Annotated in this window: 15 protein-coding genes, 2 rRNA genes and 1 pseudogene; 10 read left to right on the forward strand and 8 right to left on the reverse strand. The window is 60.2% G+C overall.

All coding sequences use genetic code 11. The features are described 5' to 3' along the window. Nucleotides 1-193: 193 nt before the first annotated feature. Nucleotides 194-309, forward strand: a 5S ribosomal RNA gene (gene rrf, locus IB245_RS03575). Nucleotides 310-413: 104 nt separating this feature from the next. Then, nucleotides 414-529, forward strand: a 5S ribosomal RNA gene (gene rrf, locus IB245_RS03580). 215 nt (nt 530-744) lie between these two features. Here rrf (IB245_RS03580) and IB245_RS03585 read toward each other — a convergent pair. Together IB245_RS03585 and IB245_RS29285 are read right to left on the reverse strand one after the other, a co-directional pair. Further along, nucleotides 745-1791, reverse strand: a complete 1047-nt coding sequence (locus IB245_RS03585) for a FecR domain-containing protein (RefSeq protein ID WP_192227007.1) — start codon at nt 1789-1791, stop codon at nt 745-747. Further along, nucleotides 1791-1874 (reverse strand): annotated as a pseudogene (locus IB245_RS29285) (RNA polymerase subunit sigma); the annotation flags it as partial. The pseudogene IB245_RS29285 and the gene IB245_RS03585, both read right to left, overlap by 1 nt. Before the next feature lie 309 nt (nt 1875-2183). On the opposite strand from IB245_RS29285, the gene IB245_RS03590 reads away from it, so the two are divergent. Beyond that, nucleotides 2184-4064: a methyl-accepting chemotaxis protein gene (locus IB245_RS03590; RefSeq protein WP_008024479.1), complete on the forward strand. Its 1881-nt coding sequence runs from the start codon at nt 2184-2186 to the stop codon at nt 4062-4064. Between the two features lie 126 nt (nt 4065-4190). Here the strand turns inward: IB245_RS03590 and IB245_RS03595 are convergent, their stop codons facing one another. The 5 genes from IB245_RS03595 to IB245_RS03615 all read right to left on the reverse strand — a co-directional run bounded on the left by IB245_RS03595 (nt 4191) and on the right by IB245_RS03615 (nt 11162). Next, entirely contained in the window at nt 4191-4658 is a 468-nt protein-coding gene (locus tag IB245_RS03595; RefSeq protein ID WP_192226597.1) for an SRPBCC family protein, read from the reverse strand. 22 nt (nt 4659-4680) lie between these two features. Further along, nucleotides 4681-8097 (reverse strand): non-ribosomal peptide synthetase, encoded by a 3417-nt coding sequence (locus IB245_RS03600; RefSeq protein WP_192226599.1) that lies wholly within the window; start codon nt 8095-8097, stop codon nt 4681-4683. A 13-nt stretch (nt 8098-8110) separates the two neighbouring features. Then, nucleotides 8111-9040, reverse strand: a complete 930-nt coding sequence (locus IB245_RS03605) for a diiron oxygenase (protein ID WP_192226601.1) — start codon at nt 9038-9040, stop codon at nt 8111-8113. Continuing rightward, nucleotides 9037-9813: a DUF3050 domain-containing protein gene (locus tag IB245_RS03610; protein WP_192226603.1), complete on the reverse strand. Its 777-nt coding sequence runs from the start codon at nt 9811-9813 to the stop codon at nt 9037-9039. Before IB245_RS03610 ends, IB245_RS03605 begins: the two co-directional genes overlap by 4 nt. A gap of 638 nt (nt 9814-10451) precedes the next feature. Then, complete coding sequence (locus tag IB245_RS03615) at nt 10452-11162, reverse strand: GntR family transcriptional regulator (RefSeq protein WP_008039600.1); 711 nt, start codon at nt 11160-11162, stop codon at nt 10452-10454. A gap of 193 nt (nt 11163-11355) precedes the next feature. On the opposite strand from IB245_RS03615, the gene lapG reads away from it, so the two are divergent. Further along, a complete protein-coding gene (gene lapG / locus IB245_RS03620; protein ID WP_192226605.1) occupies nt 11356-12048 on the forward strand; it encodes a cysteine protease LapG in 693 nt (230 codons plus the stop codon). A gap of 14 nt (nt 12049-12062) precedes the next feature. Next, nucleotides 12063-14009, forward strand: coding sequence for a cyclic di-GMP receptor LapD (gene lapD, locus IB245_RS03625; protein ID WP_192226607.1), 1947 nt, complete (start codon nt 12063-12065; stop codon nt 14007-14009). A 153-nt stretch (nt 14010-14162) separates the two neighbouring features. Here the strand turns inward: lapD and IB245_RS03630 are convergent, their stop codons facing one another. After that, nucleotides 14163-14528 (reverse strand): tryptophan synthase subunit beta, encoded by a 366-nt coding sequence (locus IB245_RS03630; RefSeq protein WP_192226609.1) that lies wholly within the window; start codon nt 14526-14528, stop codon nt 14163-14165. A 499-nt stretch (nt 14529-15027) separates the two neighbouring features. Between IB245_RS03630 and bcsQ the strand changes: the two genes are divergently transcribed. From bcsQ to IB245_RS03655, 5 genes are read left to right on the forward strand one after another with little or no spacing between them, the layout of a single operon-like run. Then, nucleotides 15028-16167, forward strand: coding sequence for a cellulose biosynthesis protein BcsQ (gene bcsQ / locus IB245_RS03635; RefSeq protein ID WP_192226611.1), 1140 nt, complete (start codon nt 15028-15030; stop codon nt 16165-16167). Then, entirely contained in the window at nt 16164-18386 is a 2223-nt protein-coding gene (bcsA, locus tag IB245_RS03640; protein WP_008039607.1) for a UDP-forming cellulose synthase catalytic subunit, read from the forward strand. Before bcsQ ends, bcsA begins: the two co-directional genes overlap by 4 nt. Further along, nucleotides 18386-20659, forward strand: coding sequence for a cellulose biosynthesis cyclic di-GMP-binding regulatory protein BcsB (gene bcsB, locus IB245_RS03645; protein ID WP_192226613.1), 2274 nt, complete (start codon nt 18386-18388; stop codon nt 20657-20659). The genes bcsA and bcsB overlap by 1 nt, the downstream gene beginning before the upstream one ends. Beyond that, the gene (bcsZ, locus tag IB245_RS03650; protein WP_192226615.1) at nt 20659-21894 is read left to right on the forward strand and encodes a cellulose synthase complex periplasmic endoglucanase BcsZ; all 1236 of its coding nucleotides are present in this window, start codon (nt 20659-20661) and stop codon (nt 21892-21894) included. Before bcsB ends, bcsZ begins: the two co-directional genes overlap by 1 nt. After that, complete coding sequence (locus IB245_RS03655) at nt 21870-25847, forward strand: cellulose biosynthesis protein BcsC (RefSeq protein ID WP_192226616.1); 3978 nt, start codon at nt 21870-21872, stop codon at nt 25845-25847. Before bcsZ ends, IB245_RS03655 begins: the two co-directional genes overlap by 25 nt. Nucleotides 25848-25865 lie beyond the last annotated feature (18 nt).

The following is a 25865-nucleotide window of genomic DNA, read 5'->3' on the forward strand; positions in this document are numbered from 1 at the left end:
GTGAGGCGTTGAGCTAACCAATACTAATTGCCCGTGAGGCTTGACCATATAACACCCAAGCAATTTGACTACTCGAAAGAGCATCAGATTGCGGTGTGTGAAGACGCAATGAACCGAAAGTTCGAGAGCAACACACAAACTATCGCATACCCAATTCGCTGGAACGTCGTAAGACGCGTCAGCTCAAGAATTTCTTGACGACCATAGAGCATTGGAACCACCTGATCCCATCCCGAACTCAGCAGTGAAACGATGCATCGCCGATGGTAGTGTGGGGTTTCCCCATGTGAGAGTAGGTCATCGTCAAGATTAAATTCCGAAACCCCAATTGCGAAAGCAGTTGGGGTTTTGTTTTAGTAGAAGTCACCAATTTTGCTGGCACGTTACAACGTAACGGGCTGGTCACAGAATTTCTTGACGACCATAGAGCATTGGAACCACCTGATCCCATCCCGAACTCAGCAGTGAAACGATGCATCGCCGATGGTAGTGTGGGGTTTCCCCATGTGAGAGTAGGTCATCGTCAAGATTGAATTCCGAAACCCCTGTCTGTTAACGCAGACAGGGGTTTTGTCGTTTCGGGCTCGCTAATATCCCGATAGGCCGCCTTCAAGAAACAAAAAAGCCAGCCCCTGAATATCAAGGGCTGGCTTTTTTGTATGCCGAGTATTTAGAATTGATAGCTCACTGTGGCGGTTTTCGATCAGTTGCCCACCTGGCGCACAAATTGATTGAGCACATCGCTCAAACGTCCGGCGGCAACGTTGTAGCGGTGGCTGCTGACTGCCGCTCCAACGTCACCCACCATCGGGTGCGGTAGCGCAGTTGCACGGGCAAGGTCTGCGGAAGGATGGCCAGCAGTTTGTCGGTGTCCTCCAACCGGAAGACACCGGACAGCCGCAAGTCGGCGATATCTGTTGCGCACGTCAGATAACCAAGGCGGTAGCGCCCGACCTCCTGCAGGAAATCGCCAAGACGCATGTTGCGGGTAACGATCAGACCGTCGACCCAGGCGCCGACATCCATGGCCTGCGGTGGTGCCAAACGTGCCCGCTGATGATCAATCACATAGTTCTGACCGGCCTGCACCTGAATCGGCATGCCATCGGCAGGCAGTGGTGAATGGATCGCGACCATGCCGCTGGTCACGCTGAGCCGCGTGCAGTCCGCTTCCTGGCGAAGGATGAAACGTGCGGCGACGCCCTCATACACACCGTGGTGACTGTGCACGCGTAGCGGTCGATCCAGTGAAGATCCTTCATCGGCCCCGCCGCACGTCACGATGATTTCGCCACGGGTCAGTTTGATCCGACGCTGGTGCGCGGTGTAGTCCAGATCCACTGAGCTGGCGGTGTTCAGTTCCAGTCGCGTGCCATCCGGCAGCTGGAAACCACGGCGTTCGCCTGTAGCGGTGGCGAAATCCGCGGTCCACTGTTGCCAGCCCGTCAGATCCCTGCCCAGCCATGCTGCCGATCCCATCAACAACGCACCCGACAACAGTTTCAAGGCCTGGCGCCTGCCCAGTCCTTGAGCGCTGTTTTCCAGCGTGTTGAAGGCGACGTGGGCACCGGGTACCGCATGCAGATTGTTGCTGAGTTCGGCGTGCAGCGACTGCACCCGTTGCCAGGCCAATTCGTGTTCCTGATGTTCTGCCCGCCAGACATCGCATTGCTGGCGCAGCCTGGAATTGCTCGCGTTGTTTCGCAAGCGCAGCAGCCAGTGGATGGCTTGTTTGACCACCTGTTGATGAGGTTCGCCACGCCGACCCAGTGCAGGATTATCCACAGGCATCATGTTGGGTACCGCAGCAGGTAGCAGTGATAGAGCGAATCAGCGACATAGCGCTCCACCGAACGTTGAGAGTGAGCCCTTCGGCTGCATTAGCCCGAACGTCACAAATGATAATTACTCGCATTGTTGTCAAGGGACGGGGAATTTGCAACTGCCGCTCGAACAACCGTCATCACACCAATGCTACTCAAGCGCTCTAGCACGCCGTTCGGCGGGTATCTGACGGAAATACCGGTCATTTCGTACATGCCCCTAAGATTTATCCCGCCTGTGCCGACAGACTGGTGAGACATGCGTGCACCAAAGTAGAGCGGCCATAGAGCCGCTTGAGCTGTACATGGAATGTTGCAACCCGGAACGCATCCCCACTTTCTGCATAGAAGCCCTATGAAATGAATCTCAAGTTCAGCCATAAAATCCTGTTGGCCGCCTCCGGCGTCGTGGTGCTGGCTTTTGCGTTGTTCACTTTGTACAACGACTATCTGCAGCGAAATACCATTCGGCAAAACCTCGAATCCTCTGTTCAACAAGCCGGCGACCTGACCGCCAGCAGCGTGCAGAACTGGATGAGCGGCCGCGTGCTGGTGCTGGAAAACCTCGCGCAAAACGTCGCTCATCAAGGCGCCAATGCCGATCTGCCGGGGCTGGTTGATCAGCCGGCCTTCACCTCCAACTTCCAGTTCACGTACGTCGGCCAGACTAATGGCGTGTTCACTCAGCGCCCAGACGCGAAGATGCCGGATGGCTACGATCCGCGTCAGCGTCCCTGGTACAAGCAAGCGGTTGTCGCTGACAAAACCATGCTGACCCCGCCTTACATGGCGGCCGTCGGTGGGTTGGTCGTGACCATCGCCATGCCGGTGAAAAAGAATGGCGAGTTGCTTGGCGTGGTCGGCGGTGACCTGAGCCTGGAAACCCTGGTGAAGATCATCAACTCGGTGGACTTCGGCGGCATTGGCCATGCGTTTCTGGTCAGTGCCGACGGCCAGGTGATCGTCAGCCCTGACAAAGACCAGGTCATGAAGAACCTGAAGGACATCTACCCCAACGCCGGCCTGCGCATCGAGAAGGGCAATCAGCAAGTCACCCTGAACAATCAGGAACGCATCCTCTCGTTCACCCCGGTCAACGGTTTGCCGAATGCTGCGTGGTACATCGGTCTGTCGATCGATAAGGACAAGGCCTACGCACCATTGAGCCAATTCCGCACCTCGGCGTTGATCGCGATGTTTATCGCTGTCACCGTCATTGCGGTGCTGCTGACCCTGCTGATCAACGTGCTGATGCGCCCGTTGACCACCATGGGTCGTGCGATGCAGGACATCGCCCAGGGCGAAGGCGACCTGACCCGTCGACTGTCCGTGGAAAGCAAAGATGAATTCGGCGAACTGGGCGGCTCCTTCAACCAGTTCGTGGAGCGAATTCACGCGTCGATTTCCGAAGTGTCCTCGGCAACCCGGCAGGTCCATGACCTGTCGCAACGGGTGATGGCTTCGTCCAACGCGTCGATCGTCGGTTCCGACGAACAAAGTGCGCGCACCAACAGCGTGGCGGCGGCGATTAACCAGTTGGGCGCCGCCACCCAGGAAATCGCCCGCAACGCCGCCGACGCTTCGCAGCATGCAAGCGGCGCGAGCGAGCAGGCCGATGATGGTCGTCAGGTGGTGGAAAAAACCATTCTGGCCATGACCGAGCTGTCACAGAAAATCAGCCTGTCGTGCACGCAGATCGAAACCCTGAACGCGAGCACCGACAACATCGGGCACATTCTCGATGTGATCAAAGGCATCTCCCAGCAGACCAACTTGTTGGCGCTCAACGCCGCCATCGAAGCGGCACGCGCCGGTGAAGCCGGACGTGGTTTTGCGGTGGTGGCGGACGAGGTACGCAACCTGGCGCATCGCACGCAGGAATCAGCCGAGGAGATTCACAAGATGATCACGTCGCTGCAGGTCGGCTCGCGTGAAGCGGTGACCACCATGAACGCCAGTCAGGTCTCCAGCGAAGAGAGCGTTGAAGTGGCGAACCAGGCGGGTCTGCGTCTGGTCAGCGTGACGAAGCGCATTGGCGAAATCGACGGGATGAACCAGTCGGTGGCGGCAGCGACCGAGGAGCAGACGGCGGTGGTGGAAACCCTCAACGTCGACGTTAACCAGATCAATCTGCTGAATCAGCAGAGTGTGGCCAACCTCAATGAAACGTTGAAGGATTGCGATGCATTGTCGTTGCAGGCGAATCGGTTGAAGCAGTTGGTTGATAGCTTCAAGATCTGATTCAGGTCAGATCTACCGCGTTATCGTTCTTCGCGGGCAAGCCTCGCTCCTACAGGTTACTCGATACCTTGTAGGAGCGAGGCTTGCCCGCGAAGAGGACTGGCGCATCACCGAAAAAAGTGTGTCCTACGCAAACAACTTCAACACATTATTCATCGCATCATCGGCAAACCCCTGCACAAAATCCTTGAACCCCGGCAGTGCCTCGGCGCCACCCTGAGCTGGCTCGGCGATGATGGTCCATGTCGCTCGGGACTTGCCTTCGCCCAGCACCTCAACCGTCATCGCCGCCCACAAATTGGCCACGCCCAAGGTGTTGTAGATCGTGGTCCAGGTCATGCTCCGCGCCTGGTCATCCCGCGAATTGAGTTGCTCGACCACCAGGTTGCCGTCCTTGAAGAATTTCTTGCGCAGCGATGACACGCCTTCGCCGGTCGTCTCGATGTGCGACAACGCCGGGATGAATTGATCGAAGCCGGCAAAGTTGCCGACCACCGCCCAGACTTTTTCGGCCTGCGCCGGCACGTCCACCGAAGACACGACGTGGCAGCCTTGCGGGTTTTTGATCAGGGTATCGGGTTGCAGGTTTTTCATGGTTTTGCTCCGCTTGAGTGATTCAGATGAAGTTGATTTCTTTGAGGTAGTCGCAGCCGCGACGCAGCAGCGCCGGGGATTTTTCCGGGTAGTGCGCGCCCATCTGCCGCACGCCGGCCTGAGCGTTGTCATGGCCGATCATCGAGATGTCGCCGATGTCTTCTTCGAAGCCGTTGAGGTAAAAACCGAGCACGCCGAACAGCGCGTTGTCGCTGTCGACCCGGCCCAATTGCTGCTGCCAGTCGGAGACGCTGACCATGGAGAATTCCCGACCCGCCTCACGGAAGGACGCGACGTAATCGTCCCAACTCAGCGGCTCGGGGTTGTGCAGGTTGAACACCGCTTTTTCCGCTGAATATCGGCTGGCGTGGAAGGCGATGAAACGGGCGAGAAAGTCCACCGGCATCAGGTCGAAATTCAACGCGAACTCCGGCACCTGGCCGAGCTGGATCGAGCCTTTGAGCATCAGCATCAAGCGGTTTTTGTGCGGCTGGCAGACGCCGCTCAAGCTGTTGAAGCTGATGTTGCCGGGCCGGTACAGATTGACCCGCACCCCGCGCTCCCGAGCCCTTTCCAGGATCCGTTCGCCGACCCACTTGGACAGGTTGTAGCCATTCTTGATGTAGATCGGCGGAGTCTGCGCGGCGGGCAGTTCGAGCACCCGGCCATCAGCGGAAATCGTGCTCGAAGCCGACAGCGTCGAGACGAAATTGAAGATTTTTTTACTGCGTCCTTCGCACAGGCGCAGGCACTCGAAGATTGGCTCGACGTTGTCCCGCGCCAGCGACTCGTAATCCAGCACGTGATTGACGTTGGCGGCGTTGTGCACCAGCGCGCCGTACTCGCGATCCAGGCGCTCATAAACATCCACCGCAAGCCCCAGCGAGGGCTGTGTGATGTCCGCCGCGTAAACCCGCACCCGGCTCAAATCCAGATGCTCCAGACGGTTTTCCCGCAACGCGTGGGCGAAGCGTTCCGCCGCCGATTGCCCGCTGCCATCGCGCACCAGACACGCCACTTCGCTGGCGCCCCACGCCAACAACGCCTCGACAATATGCACACCGACAAAACTGTTGGCGCCGGTGACGATCACCTTGTGTACATCACCCATGCGACTGACGGGCAGCGGCTCGATATCCAGCTCGCGGAAGGCATCCGACATGGCCTGTTCGCTCAGCACTTCTTCGGTGCCGGAGCCGCGCACCAGTGTCGCCAGTTTCGCGATGGTCGGCAGTTCGATGAAGCGGTTGATCGAGATGCTGCGACCGAACTCTTCACGCAGGCGCAACAGCATGCGCGACAGCAGGATCGAGTGGCCGCCCAAATTGAAGAAACTTTCGTCGGTGGAAATGTCGCTTGCTGGCAGCTCCAGCAGCTCGGCCCAGATCTCCAGCAGCAGCGCTTCATCGGCACTGGCCGGCAAGCGTCGCTCGGTGTTTTCGGCGATGCTGACGGGCAGCTCCAGCAGGGCCTTACGATCGACCTTGCCGTTGCTGGCAAACGGCATACTCGCCAGTTCGGTCCAGGCGGTGGGCTGCATGTAGTCCGGCAGAAACTGGGTGGCGTGTGCTTTCAGCGCTTCACGCGCCGCGCCGGGTAGCGCTTCCTGAGGCTGGGCGAGGAACGCCAGAATCCGCCGTTGGCTGTCGATGACCACGACCACCTGGCGGTACAGCTGACTGTCGCGCAGGCAACGTTCGATCTCCTCCGGCTCGACCCGAAAGCCGCGAATCTTTACCTGATTGTCCCGGCGTCCGCACAGCTCGATACCGGCGTCGGTCCACTTCGCCATGTCGCCGGTGCGGTAGGCCCGCAGGTGCTCACCGCTCGGCAGGCTCACGTTCAAATAGCGCTCGGCGGTCTGTTGCGGATTGTTCAGATAGCCCAGGCACACACCGGGCCCGACGATGTACAACTCGCCGACGGTCTGTTCGCCCACCGGCTGAAAATCCTCGTCGAGAATCAGCACCTGACTGTTGGCAATGGGCGCGCCGAGGGTGCGATTGCTGTCGCCGGCGCGCAGTTGCCGCGCGGTGATCAGCACCGTCGCTTCGGTCGGGCCATAGAGGTTGTAGAGGTTGCCCTGGCGGGTGAGCTGCTCGATGACATAGGGCTCGCACACATCACCACCGGTCATCACATGATCCAGCACCTGCAACTGCTCCAGCGGCAGAATGCTCAACAAGGCTGGTGGCAGAAACGCGTGGCTCAAGCGTTGGTGGCGGATCAGTTCCACCAGTTGCAGCGGATCACGGCGTTGATCGTCGCTGGGCACGATCAGCTCGGCGCCCTGCAACAGGGTCGGGAAAATATCGATCAGCGACGAGTCGAAACTCAACGACGAAAACTGCAGCGCCCGGCTCTGCTCCGTCAGTTGCACATAGTCGGCGTACCACGCGGTGAAGTGCGCTAGGTTGGCCTGGCTGAGCAACACGCCTTTGGGATGGCCGGTGGTGCCGGAGGTGTAGAGCGCCATGCACGGCGCGTCGAGGTCCGGGCGCTGGCGCATCAACGGTTGGTCGAGATCCACGCTGTCGATGTCGATCGCGCTGATGTCCAGGCTGAGCATCTCGGATGCAAGAGGATGCTCCCCGTCGTGCAACAGCAACACGGCACCGGCATTCGACAGAATGTAGTGCTGACGTTGCAGCGGATGGCTCGGCTCCAGCGGCAGATACACCGCGCCGCTGCCGAGAATCGCCAGAATCCCCGCATACAACGCGCTGCATTTCGGCAGGCAAATGCCGATCACCCAAGGCCCGTCGAGTTGTTCGAGCATTGGCTGCAAACGCTGCTGGATGGCGCGGCTGTGAGTATGCAGTTGGCGATAGCTGAGGGACGTGCCGGCAAGGTTCAGCGCCGGTCTTTCGGCGGACTGCATGAAGCGCTGCTCAAGCCGCTCGATCATCGGCACTTGCGCGAGTTGCAGCAACCGAGGATCAGCGGTGGAATTGAGCCGATGGACGAAGGCCAGGTGCTCCAGGAACCGCAGGCTTTCCAGCCGCTCGAAATGCACCGGGGTCGCTGGCTCGGCCAGTAGAAAATAGTCGGCGTCCCGCGAGAAACGACTGACCAACAGCGCTACATGATCTACCAGTTCCGCTACCGCCCGCACACGCAATGCCTGGCCGTTGCCCGAAGGTTCGTCGGCAATCGGCACGCGCGTGAGCAGCGTCGAACTGTGCAGGCATAGCAAGTCCAACGTCACAAGACCTGAAGTCGTCGGCTCGCCGATGCCCAGTTGCAGCGTCAGTCGCGATGTCGCGCCGAAGTCCTCATACGGCAGGCTTGTGTCGTCGATCAGCAAATCGAACGGTCCCGCCGCAGGCTGATCAACTGCCTCAAGCCGCATCAGTAAATGACCGTGTTGTTCGAGCTCCAGCGCCAGGTCGGTCAGGGCCTGGCTCTGCCCGATGAGCAGAATGTCGAGACGTCTCATGATGTGCTCCTCGTTAAACCAGGTAGTCGCTCAGGGCTTCTTGAACGCACGGCGAATCGAGCAGCGAACTGCTGCGGAAAAACCGCACGATGTTGGCGACCAACGGGTGATGGCGGTTGATCGGGAAGGCCAGTCCCGACACTTCGCGCTTGAGTGCGGCGCGCGCGGCTTCGCTGATCTGCAAGGAATCGATCAGGCGGAAGTCGAACGACTTCTGAATGTCGTTGGTCAGGTAATGGCCGATAAACACCGGCAGAATCTGCGCGATGCATTGGCGGTCTTCTTCACTTGCGGTGTGCCAGTAGATGCGCACCATTCGCGCCCAGAAGCCGGAGTGACGACCCTCGTCGAGCAGGTGGTCAGCCATCAAACCCTTGATCGATTGCTTGACCGTGTCGTCCTTGGCAAACGCCGCCACATCGCCGGTGACGGTGTTCTCGGCGATGGCTACGCAGATCAACTCCACGGCACTGCGCAGGTGTTCCGGTGCGAGTGCCACGGCGGCCGGAATCGCCCGGCTCAGTTCGATTTCATCCGGCAGGCTGATGGGCGTGATGCCCGTCATGGCGACGGTTTGCTGCATGAAATCCATCGCCACCAGTGCGTGATAATCCTCGTCCACCACCACGGTCATGGCGTCGTACCGGCAGGCGAACGGGAAGGCCACGGCAAAGCGGTTCTTGGCGATGCTGCGCGCGGTTTTGTCGACGATCTCGGTTTCGAAAATCACCACGTCGTTGATGAATTTGTAGAGCGTCTGCACCAGGGCGAAATCCCGTTGCTCCGGGCATTCGCGCAGAAAGGTTTCACTCAATACCAGCGGTTGGCGGCTGAGCGGGTAGATCAGCTTTTCGTCGTTCTCCAGCACGCGGCGCGGTCGGGTGCGGATGGTCGCGCGGCTTTCCCAGGCGTCGGCGAAGGATTGGTAGTCGGCGGCGTTCATGCGTTCACCTCCGCCAACGGCTCGCTCATGCTCAGGCGCAGGCCGTCCCACAGGGCAATGCGGCTTTCCACGGCGGCGAGGGCGCTGGCGTAGACGTCTTCTTCGCGTTGCGGATCGCCATTGACCAATCGCGCGAGGAGCTTTTCCGCTGCCGGGCCGTGGTCTTCGGAATCGACTTCGATGTGCCGTTCCAGGTAGTAACGGAAGGTCGGCGCTTGCTCGATACCGATGCCCCAATCGTCGAGAATCCGCTGGAACATCTGCGGAATCACGCTCTCGCGACCGTGCAAAAATGCCGCTGCAACACTGTGACCGGGTGCATGCAGCGCGGTGTGCAAGGTGTGGCGCACGAACTGCGCAGCGGCCGGGTCAACGTCCACGCTCTGCAATGCCACGTCATAACTCACGCCTTCTTGCTGCAGCGCCACGAAGCGTTCGATGACGGTCGTGCTGGCCCCCACTTCGCGCATCGCATCGAGGTACAACTCGAAATGGCTGTAATGGCCGTGGGCTGGACGATCATCGGACTCTTCACCAAGCACGATCTCGTTGATCAGGCGCGCCGCCTGCGGATCGCTCGGCGGCAGCCAGGGCAACTGAACGCAGGTCAGTTCCTGTTGCAGGCGCTTGGTCAGCGACATGAAATCCCATACCGCAAACACATGGGATTCCATGAAGCGTTGAAGTACCGAAAGCGAATGTATTTCAGAGAAAATCGGGTGCGCGCTAAGTTCTGCTTTCTTCTGATTAAGACGGTCTTTAGTCGATTTCATGGCGAGCCTATAAGTGGTCCGGAGTGAGGTGCGATCAATAAGTAACGAGTGCTTTAAGTAGTCTGATGGCGAGCAGATGCCTCAAATGAATTGATCGGTATTAGTTGCATATAAGTCTTATGGCTAAAGGGTTGCAGCCAGTAGCCAGTAGTGGCGGAGAAAAACTAATACACGAATAAAGTGCTGGGCAAGTTATTTTTATACTATTTTAAAGTTTAACTTTTTCGAGCGTGACAAGTTCCAATAAGACTTTTTGAGTAAGTTTTATTTGGGCGTAGTTGCTCCTTTCGGCTTATATAAGTCGAAATCGAAATAAAGAGTGAATGCCTCACTCGAAGCAACTTTCTAAGGGTGATCGTTAGTGTGATTTGAGGGGTGGAAGTTGGCCGGGACGCCGATGCTTCCTTTCCCGTGGCAAGACTCCTTCCTTAGGTTCTTGATGCGGGGACTGCGCCGCTCATGCGGTGCGTCGCCCGTTTGTTATTCGTTGGCAGCCCAAGAGTGAGCGTAAATCAAGGCAGCCGCTATCACCGACGCGTCATAGGGTCAGTGCAAGGGGCGGGTTTGGCAGAAAGGATGTGCAGGCGCGGCAAGCGCGGGCGAGCAGGTCGACCTGCTCGCGCCGTTGCCGGGGTGATTTATTTCGAGGTTTTTCTGCTTTGCGCTTCAGGGCTTTCGAGATAGCGGGTGATGACCTCGACACCTCGGTTGAGGTGATGTTCGAGCAGCTTCACCGAACGCTCGATGTCGCGGTCTTCCACCGCCCGCAGCAGCGCACGGTGATCTTCCTGGGACAGTTTGCCCAGGCCCATGGCTTCCAGGTTGAAGCGCAGGAAGCGTTCCTCTTCGTTCAGTCCGTCTTCGACCAGCCTCAAGAGCCGACGGTTAGGCGCCTTGCAATACATCGACATGTGGAACAGGCGGTTAAGCCGGCCGATTTCGGTGTAATCGTGTTCCGTTTCCAGTTCGTCGATGTAACGGGCGGCCTGCTCGAAGTCTTCGTTGGTGAGCAAAGGGATCGACAGGCGCAGGGCTTCGGACTCCAGAAGGATGCGCAATGCGTAAGTCTCGACGGCGTCGCCCTGAACCAGTGGCGCGACCACCGCACCTTTGTGGGCGACCACGTTAAGCAGTGCATGGGCTTCGAGCTGGCGCAAGGCTTCACGGACCGGCATGCGGCTGACACCGAACAGGTCGGCCAGGTCTTGTTGGCGAAGGGCCGTGCCGCAAGGAATGCGACCATCGAGAATGGCGGCACGCAGGGTCTCTTCGATGACCGAGCGGGCCAAATGCGCGGGAATCGGCCCGTTGACCTTGATACTGCTGAGAGGGTTGGGCTTCTGTGTCACTACAACGCACCCTGAATGACTGAGATAATTTGGATCCAAGAGGACACTAGTGACTGCCTGACAGGTTGTCAAACGCACACAGGGTCACACTTCAAGTTTAGTCGGCCCGCAGTGATCTCACCGTGCCATTGTCATTTAACAGGCTAACCTTCAACATCAATCGATTCCACCTGCCCACCCTGGATGCCTCGCATTGGCGGCACGTTTCGCGATCCCTCGGACCTTGCGCTGGTTGTGCTGCGCGTTGCTGCTGGCCGGTGTCATTTCGGGCGGCTTGCACGCCGACTGGGATTTTTCCCTGATCAGCCGTCGGGCGCAGGCGTTGTACGGGCCATTGGGCGAGGGTCAGCAGCGCATCGATGCCTGGCAGCAATTGTTGGCGACGCAGAAGCAACTCAGTGAGCTGGACCAGCTCAATGTGGTCAACCAATTCTTCAACAAACAGATGCGCTATGAAGAGGACATCGACCTGTGGCACGAGGTCGATTATTGGGAAACCCCGATCGAAGCCTTGTGGAAAGGCGCCGGTGATTGCGAAGACTTCGCCATCGCCAAGTATTTCAGCCTGCGCCGCCTCGGCGTTTCCAGTGACAAGTTGCGCATTACTTACGTTAAGGCCCTGAGCCTCAATCGCGCGCACATGGTGCTGACCTACTACGCCAGCCCCGACGCCATGCCGCTGGTGCTCGACAGCCTGATCGACGCGATCAAGCCCGCCAGCCAACGTACCGATCTGTTGCCCGTCTACGCTTTCAATGCCGAAGGCTTGTGGTTGCCGGGTGCCAAGGGCAACAAGAAAGTGGGCGATACCAAGCGGTTGTCCCGTTGGCAGGATGTGTTGAAGAAAATGCAGGCGGAAGGATTCCCGGTCGAAACGATTAACTAGGAGCACGCGCTCAGATGTCTTTGTTCAAACAGCTATTGATCGCTATTTGTCTGTTCCTGGTGGTCGCCTTCACCGGCAGCTTCATGGTCAGCCTCGAGAGCTCGCGCGCCCAATACGTCAACCAGTTGCGCTCCCACGCCCAGGACGCCGCGACGGCGTTGGCGCTGTCGTTGACGCCGAACATCGATGACCCGGCGATGGTCGAGCTGCTGGTCAGCTCGATCTTCGACAGCGGTTACTACGCGAGCATCCGCGTGGTCGATCTGTCGAACGACAAGACGCTGGTCGAACGCAACGGCATCCCGGCGGTCACCAATGTGCCGGACTGGTTCATCAAACTGATCGGCCTGGAACCTGCGGGTGGCGATGCGATTGTCAGCCGTGGCTGGGAGCAGGCCGCGCGGGTCGAAGTGGTCAGCCATCCGATGTTCGCGCTGGCCAAGCTTTGGCAGAGCGCACTGGGCAGTCTCGGCTGGTTGCTGCTTTGCGGCGCGGTGAGTGCGGCGCTCGGTGCGTTGCTGTTGCGCCGGCAATTGAAACCGCTGGACTACATGGTCCAGCAATCCCACGCCATTGCCCGCCGCGAATTCCTCAGCCTGCCGGACCTGCCGCGCACACCTGAATTGCGCCGGGTGGTGCAGGCCATGAACCAGATGGTCGAGAAGCTCAAGGCGTTGTTCCAGGAGCAGGCCGAACGCAGTGAAAAACTGCGCGCCGAGTCCTATCAGGACAACCTGACCGGGTTGGCCAACCGGCGCTATTTCGAGATGCAATTGAACGCGCGGGTGAGCAATCCGGAGCAGGCGAGTTCGGGTTATTTGCTGCTGTTACGGGTCAAGGACCTCGCCGGGCTGAATCAGCGCCTGGGCGGTCAACACACCGATGATTTGTTGATAGCGGTCGGCGAGCAACTGTCCCGCGAGTGCGCCAAATACCCCGAAACGCTGAACCTTGTCACACGGATCCGCGGTGGTGAATTTGCCGTGCTGGCGCCGGGACTGCTGCGCGCAGAAGCGCTGCAACTGGCGCAAAACCTCGACAGCGCCTTGGTCACCCTGCATGCGACCGGCGCCACCGACGTGGCCGCAGTGGCCTTCATCGGGCTGGCGCCGTTTGTGTATGGCGACGCCCCGCAAGCGGTGCTCGGGCTGGCGGATCAGGCACTGGCGCAGGCCGAAGGCCAGGGCGATTCCCGGTGGGTGTGCCTGGACCGCGCAACGTCGGCCCCTGTCGGCGATGATCATCATGCCTGGCACAGCTTGCTCGATCTGGCGCTGAGTCAGCAGCGCTTCGAGCTGTATTTCCAGCCGGTGGTGGCCAGCCAGGACACGACGCTGGTGCTGCATTACAAAGTGCTTTCACGCCTGATCGACGAGCAGGGCCAGGCGATCCCCGCCGGCCGGTTCTTGCCGTGGCTTGAGCGTTTCGGCTGGGCCGCGCGCCTGGACCGCCTGATGCTGGAGCGGGTGCTCGAGCAGATGGCCGACCATGAAGCGTCGTTGGCGCTGAACCTGTCCTCGGCGACGCTGGCCAATCCGCAGGCGCTGGGTCAACTCTTCGATATTTTGCGGGCTCATTCCAGTTTGGGGTCGCGGCTGACGCTGGAGATCGGCGAGGAACAACTGCCGGAGCAGACTGAGCTGGAAGAGCTGACACGGCGACTACGTGAACTCGGATTCTCGTTGAGCCTGCAACACTTTGGCGGGCGCTTCAGCATGATCGGCAACCTGGCACGGCTCGGGTTGGCGTATTTGAAGATCGACGGCGTTTACATCCGCGCGATTGATCAGGAGAGCGACAAGCGTTTGTTCATCGAGGCGATTCAGCGGGCGGCGCACAGCATCGACTTGCCGTTGATTGCCGAGCGGGTCGAGACGGACGGGGAGCTGGCGGTGATCCGCGAGATGGGGATTTACGGTGTGCAGGGGCAGTTGTTTGGTGAGCCCAAGCCTTGGGGTTAGAACCTTGGCCTGAGATGTCAGTCAGACCGCTTTCGCGAGCAAGCCCGCTCCCACAGGGTTTTGTGGTTGATTGCAACTTTGTGATCAGCCCTGATCCTTGTGGGAGCGGGCTTGCTCGCGATGGCGTCAGCACAGACAACGACAAAGGTTGGATCAGATCAACCCCGAATCATCCTCATCCACCAGATTACTCAACCCACCCAACGCTTCCCGGGCCTGTGACCGGTCCATCAGTTTGGCCTGTGCGGCGGCCGGCAGGTCGGTGACGCGAATCACGCCCTTATCGGTCAGCACCTGAATCAGGTCGTCGAGTACCCGGATCATGTCCAGGTCACTTTGCCTCAATTGCTTGAGTTGTTTGATTTGCTGAAGTTGTTTGTGGCTGGTCGCCATGACTTCGCTGGCAAACCAGGCTTGAAGATCGGGGTGGTCGGCCGGGAGTATTTCGGTCGACCCGGCATAGGCCTCGGTTTCCACGCGCATCAGTTGGCCGTCTGCATTGCGTTGCACGTAGAACATTGAGCATCCCTCATGAATGACCCGCATAGGTCTGTCAGCAGCATAGCCAACGGAGCGGTGCCTTGATGTCAGGCCGTGGCAAAACATGCTTATGAACTAAGTAACTAATTGATTTAAAAGATATATACGAAACAACTAAACGTCTGTTCGTTAATTGCCTGGGTAAATGGTCCGCTTATTGCTCCGTTGTTACTCGTGTTCGTGATGTTGTCAGCGACTGAATGAGCCTGCCATTCGGCGCCAAAATGAGCGGCCGTTCAGGCTTGAGTGGATAATCGCGCGCCGTCCGGTCGAGCCGTTTTTTCGGTGAATGCATGCATAGATCTGCAGCCAAAAAAACAGCGCCAAGTCAAAAAAATGGCGATTAAAAAATAATTTTGATCGCGATTAAGTATTACGCTAGTGTAGTTCAAAATATTGACGATATCATTTTAGTGGCTCACCTCGACGGACCGTCACGAGCTTCGTGTTCTATCTCAGTAAGCGCCTCGGGCAGTCTATGAATCGTACAGACGATATATCGAACCTGTTCAACAGGTTCGGGGCAAGTGCGGACAGCTATCTCGAATTCGATAGCCATTTTGACTACAAAGAAAAGCCGTTGGCGCTGGTGCCGACTACGCCTGCGTCCGTGGTGATTGAAGCCCCTCAGGCCGCTATTGAGGTGGTTGAAGCCGCACCGGTCGAGCGCGCGCTCCATGACGAGGCTGAACTGCCGCCCGTCAAAATCCCCCAGGTTGCTGCGCCGCTTCGCCATTTACTGGCCGAGGTCGCGCTGGCGCGTCAGGCAGAAGCGCAGGCACGCAACGAAGAGGCGCTGCGCCAGGTGCTGCCTCATGGCCGTCCGAGCAAAACCAAGGCGCATGTCATCGCGTTGATATCGGGCAAGGGCGGTGTTGGCAAAAGCACCCTGGCCTCGGCGCTGGCCACCCTGTTGCGGGTTGAGCACGGTCAGACGCTGGCCATCGACCTCGATCCGCAAAATGCCTTGCAGCATCACCTGGGTGCCGAGCCGGATGTAGCGGGCATGGCCAACGCCAGCCTGCAGGGTGAAAACTGGAATTCACTGCTGTTGGCCGGGCCGGCCGGCTCATTGTTGCTGCCTTATGGTGCGGTCACTGAAGATGAGCGCCGGACACTGGAACGCTATCTGGAAAACGATCGATTCTGGCTGGCCCGTCAGCTGGCGAACATGGCGCTGGGCGAAAACGACGTGGTGATTCTCGACACGCCACCGGGTCGTACGGCTTACCTGGACCAGGCCTTGATGGTGGCTGATCAGGTGCTGGTGGTGGTGACCGCCGACGCCGCGTGCTTCCTGACACTGGACCCGATGCAGCGCTTGCTCGACGAACGCAAGGCCCGGGGGCAGGCTCCGCAGTGCAATTACTTGATCAATCAGTTCGACGCCTCCCGAGCGTTTTGCCGGGATATGCAAGAGGTGCTCAAGCGCCGTCTCGGTAACGATCTGCTGGGGGCCGTGGCGCTGGATCACAGCATCGGTGAGGCGTTGGCGTACGGTCAAAACCCGTTGCTGGAACCGGGCTTTTCCCCAGCCTGCCGAGACATGCGAGTCCTGAGTGACACGCTCAAGGCGCAACTGAAATCGATGGATATCGCGGAGTCGTACGCTTCGTGATTACAGCCTCAGCTCCCGATACCGAAGCCCTGACGCGATCGCAGCGTTGGGCGCAGGCGCTGTCCGAACGCGTAGACAGTTTGCCCAAGGCATTGCGTCGAGCGTTGATCCTCGGCGTCACGCTGATGTGCGCGCTGATGGCTGTTTTTATCATCACGGTGCCGTTCGATCTGTATTCGCAGTGCCTCTTTGCGGCGGGTTGCTTCGCCACCGCGTTGGTGCTGCGCAAGATTCCGGGGCGCCTGACGGTGATGGTGCTGATCGGTTTGTCACTGACGGCATCCCTGCGCTACCTGTACTGGCGGCTGACGTCCACCCTCGGTTTCGAAGGCTGGCTGGACATGCTTTTTGGCTACGGCCTGGTCATGGCCGAGCTGTACGCGATGATCGTGCTGGTGTTCGGTTACATCCAGACCGCCTGGCCGCTGCGCCGCAAACCGATATTGATGAGCGGCCCGCCCAGTGAATGGCCGACGGTCGATGTGTTCATCCCGTCGTACAACGAAACACTGGATATCGTCAAAGTCACGATCTTCGCCGCTCAGGCCATCGACTGGCCACGCGACAAGTTGCGCGTGCATGTCCTCGATGACGGGCGCCGCGAGGACTTCCGCGAGTTCTGCGGGCAGATCGGCGTCAACTATATCGTTCGTGACAACAACCGCCACGCCAAGGCAGGCAACCTCAATGAAGCGTTGAAGGTCACCAGTGGCGAGTTCGTGGCGATTTTCGACGCCGACCACGTGCCCACGCGCTCTTTCCTGCAGGTGAGTATCGGCTGGTTCCTCAAGGACCCGAAGCTGGCGATGCTGCAAACGCCGCACTTCTTTTTCTCCCCTGACCCGTTCGAAAAAAACCTCGACACCTTCCGTTCCGTGCCGAACGAAGGCGAGCTTTTCTACGGCCTCGTACAGGACGGCAACGACCTGTGGAACGCGACGTTCTTCTGCGGTTCCTGTGCCGTCATCCGCCGTGAACCGTTGCTGGAAGTCGGTGGCGTGGCCGTCGAGACCGTGACCGAAGACGCCCACACGGCGCTCAAACTCAACCGTGCCGGCTACAACACTGCGTACCTGGCCATTCCTCAGGCGGCGGGCCTGGCGACGGAAAGCCTGTCGCGCCACATCAGCCAGCGGATTCGCTGGGCACGGGGCATGGCGCAGATTTTTCGCACCGATAACCCGCTGTTCGGCAAGGGCCTCAGCCTGGGCCAGCGTCTGTGCTACGTGAACGCGATGCTGCACTTTTTCTATGGTTTGCCGCGTCTGGCGTTCCTTACCGCGCCGCTGGCCTTTCTGATTTTCGACGCGCGGATCTACCACGCCTCGGCCTTGATGATCACCGCTTATGTGCTGCCGCACATCCTTCACGCCAGCCTGACCAACTCCAGCATTCAGGGGCGGTTCCGCCATTCGTTCTGGAACGAGGTCTACGAGACGGTACTGGCCTGGTACATCATGGGCCCGGTGCTGATGGCGCTGGTCAATCCCAAGTTCGGCGGCTTCAACGTGACCGACAAGGGCGGGATCATCGACAAGAAGTACTTCGAATGGAAGCTGGCGCGCCCCTACATCATCCTGCTGAGCTTGAACGTCGTCGGCATGATCATCGGTGTGGTGAAACTGATGGAGGGCGCGGACGATGCGGCGACCACGATCCTGATCAACCTGGCCTGGACGGTTTACAACATCATCATCACCAGCGCCTCGGTGGCGGTGGCCAGTGAAACCCGGCAGATGCGTTCCGAGCCGCGGGTTGCGGCGGCACTGCCGATGCGCCTGACCCGTGCCGACGGCAGCGTTATCGAAGGCACGACCCTGGACTTCTCGCAAAAAGGCCTGGGCTTCCGTTTGCCTGACGGGGTGACGGTTCCCCAGGGCGAGCGGGTACAGATCTCCCTGTTTCGCAATCAACACCTGAGCGTGTTCCCGGCGGTGATTGTGTTCAGTCGCGGCACCGTCTTGGGCGCGCAGTTCGATCAGTTGACGCTGCGCCAGCAAAGCGAACTGGTGCGCCTGACCTTCTCGCGCGCCGACACCTGGGCGTCGACCTGGGGCAGCGGTCAGGTCGACACGCCGTTGGTGGCGTTGCGTGACGTCAGTGCCATTGGCCTGCGCGGTATCTACGAACTCTTCAAGGCCACGGTCCTGGAAGCACGGGCCTGGCTGCGCAACCGTCGTCCACCCCCACCCCTCTTAGAAAACGTTCTGGACAAGTGATGAACTCGAAGTCTTTCGCTGTCGGTAACCTGCGCGGCGTTCGCCGTGTTCTGGCTCGTGCGACCTGCACCTTGCTGGCGTTGGGGAGTGGTGTCGCGGCGTTCGCCGAAACGGTGCCGGCGACCAGTGCCACGGCAGGTGCCGGTAACTACAGCCTGACGCTCAAGCAGCTGGGCCGGAACTATCCGATGACCCTGCGCGGCGTCGAGTCCGCCGACAGCGTCAACTTCGACGTGCGCGCCGATGCGATCGTGACCGGCGCACACCTGACGTTGCAATACACCTATTCTCCTGCGCTGTTGGCCGACCTTTCGCAGATCAACGTGATGGTCAACGATGAGGTGGCCGCCAGCCTGCCATTGCCCAAGGAAAACGCCGGGGCGATGCAAAAACAGGTGGTGGAGATTCCCGCTCACCTGATCACCGAGTTCAACCGTTTGAGCCTGCAGTTCGTCGGCCACTATTCGATGAGTTGCGAAGACCCGCAGCACTCCAGCCTGTGGGCCAGGATCAGCAACAACAGTCAGCTCGACATTCAAGTGTCGCCACTGACCTTGCCGGACGATCTGGCGATCCTGCCGTTGCCGTTTTTCGACCGTCGGGATGCGCGTCAGCTGAGCTTGCCGTTTGTGTTTGCCGCTGCGCCAGACAACAGCACCCTGGAAGCCGCCGGCGCACTGTCGTCGTGGTTCGGCGCCCAGGCCAGCTATCGCGGCGCGGTGTTTTCCTCGCGCTTCAACCAACTGCCGGCCAGCGGCAATGCCGTGGTGCTGCTCAGTGGTCCTGATGCACTGCAACTCGGTGGTTTGACGCTGCCGGCGGCGACAGGGCCGACCCTGACGCTGATGAGCAACCCCAATGATGCGAACGGCAAATTGCTGGTGATCACCGGTCGCGACGGGGCGGAACTCAAGCGCGCCGCGACGGCGTTGGTGCTGGGCAGTCAGGCGTTGTCGGGCAGCCGCGTGGTGATCGACCATCTCGACAACGTGCAGCCACGCAAGCCGTACGATGCACCGAACTGGTTGCCCACCGATCGTCCGGTCAAGCTGGGTGAGTTGATTGCGGCCAAGCAATTGAATGTCGCCGGCTACAACCCCGGCGAGATCACCGTGCCGCTGAATTTCCCGCCAGACCTGTTCACCTGGCGCGACGAAGGCGCACCGCTGGACCTCAAATACCGCTACACCCCGCAGGAGAAATCCTCCAACTCGTCGTTCATTGTCAGCTTCAACGACGGGCTGATTCAGTCTCGCAACCTGCCGTCTCAGGACAAACTCGACAGCGGTGTGCTCAGCGCGCTGAAGACCAACGACAGCCTGGCCCGCGAAGTTCGTGTGCGCCTGCCGTTGAACTCGGTCGCCCTGCAATCGCGTCTGCAACTGCGCTACATGTTCGATTACATCAAACAGGGCGAGTGCGGCGACATCATCATCGACAACATGCGCGGCAGCGTGGACCCGGAATCGACCCTGGACCTGCGCGGCTACGACCACTTCATGGCCATGCCTAACCTCGGCGTGTTCAAGGATGCAGGCTTCCCGTTCACCCGCCTGGCCGACCTGTCGCAAACCGCTGTGGTGCTGCCGGACAACGCCGGGGCTACTGACCTGGATGCCTACCTCACGGTGCTCGGACGGTTTGGCCAGTCCACCGGCTACCCGGCCACCGGCGTACAGGTAACGCAAGCGGCGCAGGTCGCTGCGGCTGCCGACAAGGATCTGCTGGTGTTGGCGTCCGGTGCCAACCAACCGCTGCTGACCCAGTGGGCCGACCGTCTGCCGGCGGCCGGGAATGACGGCCAGCAACGTTTCGAACTGTCCGATTTGCCCATGCGTGTACGGGACTGGTTCAGCCCCGACCCGGATGCCAACCAGCGCAAGGCACGGCTGGCCATGGCGTTTTCCGGCGGGCAGCGCAGCACGTACCTGACCGGTTTCGAGTCGCCGCTGAAGAGCGGTCGCAGCGTCGTGGTAATTGCCAGCGACCGGCCGGAAGGCCTCACCGAAGCGACCAAAGCCTTGGTCGGTGGCGAGGAGTACACCCAGTCGATCCAGGGCAGCCTGGTGGTGGTTCGCGGCAAATCCATCGAAGCGCTAGTGGCGGACGAGCAGTACTACGTCGGCGAACTCGGACCGTTCAAGTACGTGCAATGGATGTTGTCGCGGCATGTGGGCTGGATGTTTGCGCTGACCGGGCTGGCCATCGTGCTGCTCAGTGGTCTGGCGTACGTGTCGCTGCGTGCCCGCGCCAAACGACGTCTTGAGGTGTGATGAGCGTGCCCGCCTTCGCCCGTAAACGCCCGTGCCGTGCCGCCGTGATCGCGTTGTCGACGCTGCTGCTGGCATGGCTGCTGCCCGCCACCGCTCAGGCGCAACGTTGCGAGGCATCGACCTGGCCGTTGTGGCAGACGTTCGTCGAGCACTTTGTGCAACCCGACGGGCGTGTGCTGGACGCCAGCACGCCGCAACGTCACAGCTCGTCTGAAGGTCAGTCGTACGCCATGTTCTTCGCCCTGGTGGCGAATGACCGGGTCACCTTTGACAAGCTGTGGCGCTGGAGTCAGGACAACCTCGCCCAGGGCGATATCAAGAACAATCTGCCGGGTTGGTTCTGGGGCCTGGACGAGCAGGGCAACTGGCGCCTGCTGGACAGCAATTCTGCGTCAGACGCCGATCTCTGGTTCGCCTACGCGTTGCTCGAAGCCGGAAGACTTTGGCAGAGCGACGCCTACACCCAGGCGGCGCGCCAGATCCTGCACAACGTTGTCACCCAGGAGGTCGAGGACCTGCCAGGGCTGGGCAAAATGCTGATGCCGGGGAAATTCGGATTTATCAAACCCGACCTCGACAAACCTGAGCTGTGGCAGCTCAACCCCAGTTACCTGCCGATTCCGGTGCTGCGCCGATTCGCCGACATCGATCGCAACGGACCGTGGGCGGAAATCGCCACGAACACCGCGACCCTGATCAAGGCCGTCAGCTACAAAGGCTTCGTTGCCGATTGGGTCAGTTATCGCCGCACCGGGCCGGGCAAGGGCGAGTTCATCGTCGACCCGGTCAAGGGTGAATTGGGCAGTTACGATGCGATCCGCACGTACCTGTGGGCGGGCGTGATGCCGGTCAAGGACCCGCTGCGCAAACCGCTGCTCGGCAGCCTGGGCGGCATGCTCGCCGCCACGCTCGCCGACGGTGTGCCGCCAGAGAAAGTCCAGGTGCTCAGCGGTCAGCGCAGCGGTGCCGGCCCGTTCGGTTTTTCCGCCGCGCTGCTGCCGTATTTCAAAGCGCTGGGCAATGCGTCGCTGCAACAGCAACAGGCCTTGCGCGTGCAGCAACTGATGGCCCAGACCCTGACCCCCGAAGCGGTCCAGGCAAAGCAGCCACCCTATTACTTTTTTGTACTGAGCCTGTTTTCGCTGGGCTACATGGACAACCGCTACCACTTCCTCGATCACGGGAAGTTGCAACCGATGTGGGAGAAGCAATGCCAGCGCGCCGTCACGCCATAGCCTTCGGGGTTTTCGCCGCCCTGATCCACAGCAGCAGCTTTGCCGAGCTCAATGGCGCCGGCAAGGCGCTGCTGCAACAGGGGCAATACTGGCAGGCACAAGGTGACCAGGTCCGGGCCACCGAAGCCTGGAAAAAACTGCTGCTGATCGATTCGCAGCAAGCCGATGCGATTTACGGTCTGGGCTTGCTGGAGCTCAAGGCCAACCGTCCTGCGGGTGCCAATCGCTACCTGGACCAACTCAAGCAATCCCATCCCGGCGAATCGCAAACGTTGTTGCTGGAACAGGCCATCGCCTTGCAGAGCGGCAACAATCTCGATCAGTTGGAGCAGGCGCGCCTGCTGGCGACGGCGGGCGAACTGGACAAGGCCATGCCGATCTATCGGCAGATCTTCGCGGACAAGGCACCTCAAGGGGAGCTGGGCCTGGAGTTCTACAACTACCTCGGTTACTCGACCGGCGGCTGGACCGAGTCGCGCCAGGGCCTGGAGCGTTTGCTGCAACAAAGCCCGGACAACGCCAAGATCAAACTGGTGTTGGCCAAGCTGCTGCTGCGTAACGAAGCGACACGTACCGACGGTATTCGTCGCTTGGGTCAGCTGTCGACCCTGCCCGAACTGGGCGGTGAGGCTACCGAAAGTTGGCGCGAGGGGCTGGTGTGGCTGGGTTCGCCACGAGCGGCGGAGATCCCGTTGTTCGAGGAGTACCTCAAGGCCAATCCGGATGACGCCGAGATTCGCACGCAAATGAACAGCCGTGGCACGGCTGCCGTGGCTGCCCAGCAGAATCCGAACCTGGCACGCGGTTTCAAGGCGCTTCAGGACAACCAGTTGAATGTCGCCGAGCAAGCCTTTCTGGCGCGACTCAAAGAACAAGCGCAGGACGCCGACGCGTTGGGCGGCCTGGGGATCGTTCGTCAGCGTCAGGGCCGCTTGAGCGACGCCAATGAATTGCTCAAGCGTGCCGCCGGCCGTGGCGGCAACCCGCGCTGGCAAGCGGCGCTGGAGAGCAATCGTTACTGGGATCTGCTGGGCCAGGCTGACAAAGCCAAATCCGACCATGATCTGGTGCGGGCGCGCAGCCTGTTGCAACAGGCCATCGCCAGTAAGCCGCGACAAGTCGAAGGCTATGTCGCTTTGGGTGGTGTGCAAGCGGAGCAGAACCAGTTGGACAATGCCGAGGCGAGCTATCGTCAGGCACTGACCCTGGACAATGACAACCCTGCGGCCCTGCTGGGGCTGATCACCGTGCTGGCGCAAAACGGTCAGGCCAGCCAAGGGTTGCGAATGATCGAAGGGCTGAACCCGGCCCAGCAAAAACGCCTTGGCGATTTGCGGCCATTGCGTGCCGCCGTCGCGGTCGGCCAGGCGAAAAATGCCGAGCGCAGCGGCGACCTCAACGGCGCGATTGCCGCGCAACAGGAAGCCGTGCGCAACGACCCGCAGAATGTCTGGACGCGCTATGACCTGGCGCGTCTGTACGTGCAAGCGAAGGCCCCGGACAAAGCCCGGCAGACCATGGCGGAGCTTCTTAAGGCCGATCCGCAGCGCGTTGATGCGCTGTACGTCAGCGCATTGCTGTCGAGCCAGTTGGGTGAATGGTCGAACGCGCAAAGCACGCTCGAGCGCATCCCGGTGAGCCAGCGCAGCACGGCGATGCAACAACTGGCCAACGAGGTTCAAGTGCAATCCCTGGCCAGCCAGGCCTCTACCCTGGCCAAACAAGGTGACCGCAGCCAAGCCATCACGTTGCTGCGTCGTGCCGAACTGGCGGCCAACGGCAAACCCGAATCATTGGGCATGCTGGCCTCGGCGTACGTCGATGCCGGTGATACCGAACACGCGTTGTCGATGCTGCGCAACGCCATGGCACAAAGCAGCACACCGTCGGCGTCGCTGCGCCTGGCGTACGCCGGCGTGCTGCTGAAGACCGGTGACGACGTGCAGGTCAATCAGATCCTGCACGAGCTGCAAAGCCAGCCATTGGCGGCGGCGGATCAGCGCAGTTACGACCAATTGTTGTACCTCTACACCGTGCGTCAGGCCGATTTGTTGCGGGAAAAGGGCGACCTCGTGGCGGCCTACGACACGCTCGCGCCGGCCTTGGCTCAGCGTCCGAATGACCCCTTGGCGGTTGGCGCGCTGGCGCGCATGTACCTGGCCAACAACAACGCCAAAAAAGCCATCGAGCTGTATCAACCGCTGCTCGACCAGGCACCGAATGATCCGCAGCTGCAGATCGGCATGGCCCAGGCCTTGAATCAGTCCGGCGATTATCGCGGCGCCGAGAAAGCCATGGACAAGGCGCTGGAACTGGCACCGAACGATGCGCCGATCCTCGCCACCGCCGCCAGTCTGTATCGCGCCCAAGGCAAGAACGCCAAGGCCGCGCAGCTGTATGCGCGCGCCCTGGCACTGCAAGCGCCGAGCAAGGAAGACGCCAATCCGTTTGCCGGGACCGTGGCTGCCAACCCGTTCGTGGGCAAGGCCGGCCAGCGCAGTCAATCGCGGCTGGCCGAGGCTACGCTGTCGCAAATTCCGGCGCCTGCACAGGTGCAAGTTGCGCAGGCTGCGGATGAGGCCGAGCCGGCCCTATCGAATGCCCTGGCGAGCAATGGCAGCGCTGGCGCTTACGCTGTGCAACCCGCGCGGGCCCCAGCCAAGCCGACGGACCCGCAGGCAGAAGCCCGCCAGGCGATGCAAAGTGCGCTGGACCAGATTGATCAGGAACGCAGCCCGCGTGTCACTCAAGGCGTGACCATCCGCAGCAATGACAGCGAGTCGGGTTTGAGCAAAATCACCGACGTCGAAACGCCGCTGGAAATCAGTGTGCCGCTGGGTGATGACCGTCTGGCGCTGCGCGTTACGCCGGTGTCGCTGAACGCCGGTGGCATCAGTGATCCTGCCAAGTCGCGCTTCGGTGGTTTCAATGAGCAGCAGATGGCCGCGTTGCAAGCCCAGTTGGCGAACAACACGAACCCGGTCCAGACCGATTTTCTGCGTAATCAGATCAGCGGCCCGATCGGGCGTCAGAAGGACACGGGTGTCGGCCTGGCCGTGGCTTACGAGAACCCGTCGCTGGGGCTGAAAACCGATCTGGGCGCAAGCCCCATGGGTTTCCTCTACAGCACCGTGGTCGGTGGTATCAGCATTGATCGCTCGTTCACCGAAGGCAGCGATTTCCGCTACGGCCTGAGCCTGTCGCGGCGCCCGGTGACCGACAGCCTGGTGTCTTTCGCCGGTGCGCGAGACGCCCGCAGTGGCCTGGAATGGGGCGGCGTCACCGCCAATGGCGGGCGTTTGCAACTGAGCTATGACAATGGCGATTACGGCGTCTATGGCTACGGTGGCCTGCACAAACTGGTGGGCAACCACGTCGAATCCAACAGCCGTGCCGAGGCCGGCACCGGTGTCTATTGGTACTTGCTCAATGACGACAGCCGTCAGCTGACCGCCGGCCTGAGCCTCACCGGCATCAGCTACGACAAGAACCAGGGCAACTTCACCTATGGCAATGGCGGTTACTTCAGCCCGCAAAACTTCTTTTCCATCGGCGTGCCGATTGGCTGGTCGCAACGCACCGATCGCTTGAGTTACTCGATCAAGGGCTCGGTCGGCGTGCAGCACATCGAGCAGGATGCGACGCCGTACTTCCCGAACGACAACGACATGCAGAGCGTGCTGAGTCAGGTTTCGCAGCAGTACGCCACGGCCGGGATCATTGTGCCGACCCAGTACTCGGGACAGAACAAGACAGGCGTCGGTTACAACCTGAATGCGGCCGCCGAATACCGTTTTGGCGACAACGTCTTCCTGGGTGGCAGCTTCGGCCTGGACAACGCCCAGGACTACAAGCAATTCACCGGTGGTTTGTACCTGCGGTACATGTTTGAAGACTTCACCGGTCGCATGGCGATGCCGGTCAGCCCTTACCGTTCCCCTTATTCGAATTAAGCAGCAGGAGTTTGCACC

Source organism: Pseudomonas sp. PDM02, assembly GCF_014852285.1.
Taxonomy (GTDB): domain Bacteria; phylum Pseudomonadota; class Gammaproteobacteria; order Pseudomonadales; family Pseudomonadaceae; genus Aquipseudomonas; species Aquipseudomonas migulae.

What these genes read in the sequence shown, in the direction of transcription:
- bcsB (WP_192226613.1), top strand. Translation starts at nt 18,386, where the DNA reads ATGAACTCGAAGTCTTTCGCTGTCGGTAACCTGCGCGGCGTTCGCCGT.
- IB245_RS03655 (WP_192226616.1), top strand. Translation starts at nt 21,870, where the DNA reads ATGCCAGCGCGCCGTCACGCCATAGCCTTCGGGGTTTTCGCCGCCCTG.
- bcsZ (WP_192226615.1), top strand. Translation starts at nt 20,659, where the DNA reads ATGAGCGTGCCCGCCTTCGCCCGTAAACGCCCGTGCCGTGCCGCCGTG.
- IB245_RS03630 (WP_192226609.1), bottom strand. Translation starts at nt 14,528, where the DNA reads ATGTTCTACGTGCAACGCAATGCAGACGGCCAACTGATGCGCGTGGAA.
- IB245_RS03605 (WP_192226601.1), bottom strand. Translation starts at nt 9,040, where the DNA reads ATGAACGCCGCCGACTACCAATCCTTCGCCGACGCCTGGGAAAGCCGC.
- IB245_RS03590 (WP_008024479.1), top strand. Translation starts at nt 2,184, where the DNA reads ATGAATCTCAAGTTCAGCCATAAAATCCTGTTGGCCGCCTCCGGCGTC.
- IB245_RS03610 (WP_192226603.1), bottom strand. Translation starts at nt 9,813, where the DNA reads ATGAAATCGACTAAAGACCGTCTTAATCAGAAGAAAGCAGAACTTAGC.
- IB245_RS03585 (WP_192227007.1), bottom strand. Translation starts at nt 1,791, where the DNA reads ATGCCTGTGGATAATCCTGCACTGGGTCGGCGTGGCGAACCTCATCAA.
- lapD (WP_192226607.1), top strand. Translation starts at nt 12,063, where the DNA reads ATGTCTTTGTTCAAACAGCTATTGATCGCTATTTGTCTGTTCCTGGTG.
- IB245_RS03600 (WP_192226599.1), bottom strand. Translation starts at nt 8,097, where the DNA reads ATGAGACGTCTCGACATTCTGCTCATCGGGCAGAGCCAGGCCCTGACC.
- IB245_RS03595 (WP_192226597.1), bottom strand. Translation starts at nt 4,658, where the DNA reads ATGAAAAACCTGCAACCCGATACCCTGATCAAAAACCCGCAAGGCTGC.
- bcsQ (WP_192226611.1), top strand. Translation starts at nt 15,028, where the DNA reads ATGAATCGTACAGACGATATATCGAACCTGTTCAACAGGTTCGGGGCA.